Raw genomic sequence first — 213 nt, forward strand, 5'->3', positions numbered from 1 at the left:
GGTAACGTATTTGATAACGATAGTTTAGGAGGAGTATCAGTAAGCACGTCAACTGTAATTTTAACCCCAGGGGTGTTTACGCACTCTAATATTACTATGGGTGCTGACGGAAACATTACGATTTCACCCAACACGCCATCAGGTACGTACACAGGTACTTATACGATTTGTGATAGAGTGAATACGAGCAACTGTACAAGCACTATGGTAACT

At 41.3% G+C, this 213-nt stretch carries 1 pseudogene; it reads left to right on the plus strand.

Annotated features, from left to right (window positions below):
- Window positions 1-213: pseudogene (locus tag CCAND38_RS12030) on the plus strand (hypothetical protein); the annotation flags it as partial.

This window comes from Capnocytophaga canis (assembly GCF_000827555.1).
Lineage (GTDB): Bacteria > Bacteroidota > Bacteroidia > Flavobacteriales > Flavobacteriaceae > Capnocytophaga > Capnocytophaga canis.